Below are 3,122 nucleotides of genomic sequence, written 5' to 3'. Positions count from 1 at the left end.
TTTTCATGGAAGAAGATGTTGTTCATCACAAAGACCAAAATGTTTAGAATGTCCTCTAAACCATTTATGTAAATGGGAAGGGAAGTTAGTATAGATAACTTATTTTTATAAGTTATCTATTTTTTTTATAACTAGATTAAAAATACATTTAATTTAAAGAAATAAACAGTATTTTTAATTAAATAAAATTAGTGAAAAACATAAAACAACAATAAAGAAGTATAATACAACAATTTAAAAAAATTTGATTGGGAATATGGTAAATTAAAATTTATAGAATTAATACTATAAAGGAGAAGCTATGTTGGTACAATCAAATTTAAATAATATTGATATAATTAATCTTTGGTATAAAATTCATATTGAGAAATCTATAGCTAGATTTCCTAAAGGAACTTGGAGTGGAGCAAATGGAAAGGCCAATTTTGAAAAACTATTTAAATATATAGTAGAAGAGTATTATCATATAGAAATAAATGATATGTTATTTCTAAATAGCAAGTGGTTTATTAAAAATAATTTAACTACCCCTTTTTCTAAATTTGGGAAAGATAGTCCATATAAAGCAATTAACTTAGTATATCCAAATGCTTTGAAAAAGTTTGAAATGAATTCTGCATGTAAGGAATATTGGAATAAAGATACTGCGAAGGAGGCTCTGTTATTTTATATTTATAAATATGAAATAACAAATAGTGATATAGCAGATTTAACAAAAGCCTTCTTTAAAGAAGTAGGATTAACTACTCCGTTAAATAAAGTCTTTAATGGAAGTGTTAAAAACTATTTAGAATTTTGTTTTGTAGGTAGAGAAATTTTAGATGAAAAGAAGAAATCAAGAAATTTTTGGACATATGAAAAGGCGTTAAATACTTTCAACAGTATGGTAAAAGAGAAGAGCTTAAATAGAGGGCAGATAATAAATTTGAGAAAAAAATGGTTTTATGAAAATGGGCTATCTACACCTTTGAAAAAATTTTTTAGGAATAGTCCATACTTATATATTAAAGAAGCTTATGCAAAAGGAATAGATGAAAATAAATTTAGTAGAGTTAGAAAACCTAAATATTATTGGACAAAAGAAAAAGCGATAAGTAGATTTTTTGTACTTATAGAGGAACAGGGGATAGAAGAAAAGGAAATTATAAATTTAAATGCTAAATGGTTTTTAAAGAATGGATTAAAGAAACCAATTTTTGAATTTTTTAATAATAGTATAATAGAATTTAAAGATTATATTTTGAATTTGAAATAAATAATGATATAGTTTAACTGATGATTTAAGGCATCAGTTTTTTTATTTTTAGGAGGCATAGAAATGAATGCACTTTTAAATATAATTTTTTCATTAATACTGTATATAAAAATGGATATAGTATTAGAAAAAAGAATAAATAACAAAAAAATACATTATATATTGTATTTTATATTTTTAATATTAAATTATATAGGAATATTTATTTTAGAAAGTATATCTAACAGTTTATCAAGTCTATTTATGATTATTAGTTATTTTCTATTTATAATAATATTTTATAAAAATAAAATTAGTGAGAAGCTATTAATTTTGTTAATTACACTAAATACAATGTTATATATGATAATTTTCTTAGTATATACTTTGCTTATATCAGGGTATTTAGTTGGAGGGAATATACAGTTTGTAAGAAGTATGGCAAACACATTTGTAATTATTATCGGAATAATTTTTAATATAATAGAAATTAAAAGTTTGAAATATTGGAAAAATGGATATTTCTTTTCGTTAATAAGAAATAGAATAACTAGAAAGTATGTTTATGGTACATTATTTTTAAGTTTTATTGGAATATTTACTTATATAACTTTAAATAATGATATTGTGGAGAATGAAAAAAATGTTTTAATATTTGGATATTTTATAATAATATTTGTTTTTATAATAATTGTTATGACATTAATAAAATTTAAAAATAAAATACTTAATTATATAATTGAAAAATCAAATTTAGAAGTTAAAATTAAAGCCATAAATGAAGAAAAATTTATACTTAAAGAAAGTGATAAAGATAGAAAAATTATATGGCATGATATAAAAAAACATAATTTGATTCTACAGCATTTAATTGAAAAAAATAAGATTGATGAGGCAATAGATTATTTAGAACGAATGAATACTGAAATAAATAATAGTGAAAAAAGAAAGATTACAAAAAATATAATTGTAAACTCTATAATAAATTTAGCTTTGCATGAATGTGAAAAAAATAATATAAAATATAATGTAGATATTATATTACCTAAAATAATCAATATAGAGCCTTTTCATTTAACAGTAATATTAGGAAATATTTTAGATAATGCAATAGAAGAAAATAAAAGATTAGAAGGAATAGAAAAATATATAAATATATATTCATTTATAGAGAAAAATAGATTGAATTTAATCGTTGAAAACCCATGTAGAATAAAAACAGGGTTAACGGAAAAAAATCTAAAAACTAGTAAGAAAATAACTGAGAATCATGGATTAGGAATAGAAAGTATAAAAAAAGCAGTAAAAGAGTATTCAGGAGAAATAATCATTGAAAATGAGGATTATAAATTTAAAATAATAGTATATATACCATTAGAAAAAGGTGATAAAAATGATTAATATAGCTATTTGTGATGATGAGAAAATTTTTTTAGAGGAAGTATTTGAGGTTGTGAGTAACCTTTTAAAAGAAAATGAAATAAAATTTGAAATTGATTCATTTATATCAGGGGAAGATTTATTAAAAGAAATAGAGAGTGGAAATACAAGGTATGATATTGTTTTTTTAGATATAATTATGGCAAATGATGATGGAATAGAAGTAGGGAAAAAGATTAAAGAAATAGATGAAAAGATATATATTTTATATATTAGTAGTAGTAAAGAGTTTTTACTAGATGGATATGATGTAGGTGCATTTAATTATATATTGAAACCTATAGACGAGAATAGATTAAAATCTCAAATTTTTAAATTATTAGAGAAGATAAGAAAAAATGAAGAAATATTAGAAATTAATAAAGCAGGAATGATAATAAAATTAAAGATAGAATGGATTTATGTCAATATCCTGGACACTAAAATTCGAACTATACTAAGCTGTAGC

At 21.5% G+C, this 3,122-nt stretch carries 3 protein-coding genes and 1 pseudogene; all 4 read left to right on the top strand.

Annotated features, from left to right (window positions below; all coding sequences use genetic code 11):
- Positions 1-94 (top strand): annotated as a pseudogene (locus Q0W06_RS19495) (endonuclease III); the annotation flags it as partial.
- Positions 95-301: 207 nt separating this feature from the next.
- On the top strand, positions 302-1,255 hold the full coding sequence (locus Q0W06_RS19490) for a hypothetical protein (RefSeq protein WP_297639810.1): 954 nt from the start codon (positions 302-304) through the stop codon (positions 1,253-1,255).
- A 63-nt stretch (positions 1,256-1,318) separates the two neighbouring features.
- Positions 1,319-2,635 carry an ATP-binding protein gene (locus Q0W06_RS19485; protein WP_297639808.1) on the top strand — a complete coding sequence of 439 codons (1,317 nt, stop codon included), beginning with the start codon at positions 1,319-1,321 and terminating at the stop codon, positions 2,633-2,635.
- Positions 2,628-3,122 (top strand): response regulator (locus tag Q0W06_RS19480; protein WP_297639805.1); only part of this gene is annotated, 495 nt, incomplete at its 3' end. The genes Q0W06_RS19485 and Q0W06_RS19480, both read left to right, overlap by 8 nt.

It is taken from the genome of uncultured Clostridium sp. (assembly GCF_947072515.1).
In the GTDB taxonomy this organism is placed as follows: domain Bacteria; phylum Bacillota; class Clostridia; order Clostridiales; family Clostridiaceae; genus Clostridium.
Note: the sequence above shows the minus strand (reverse complement) of the source record. Positions and strands in the feature narration are given on the sequence as shown.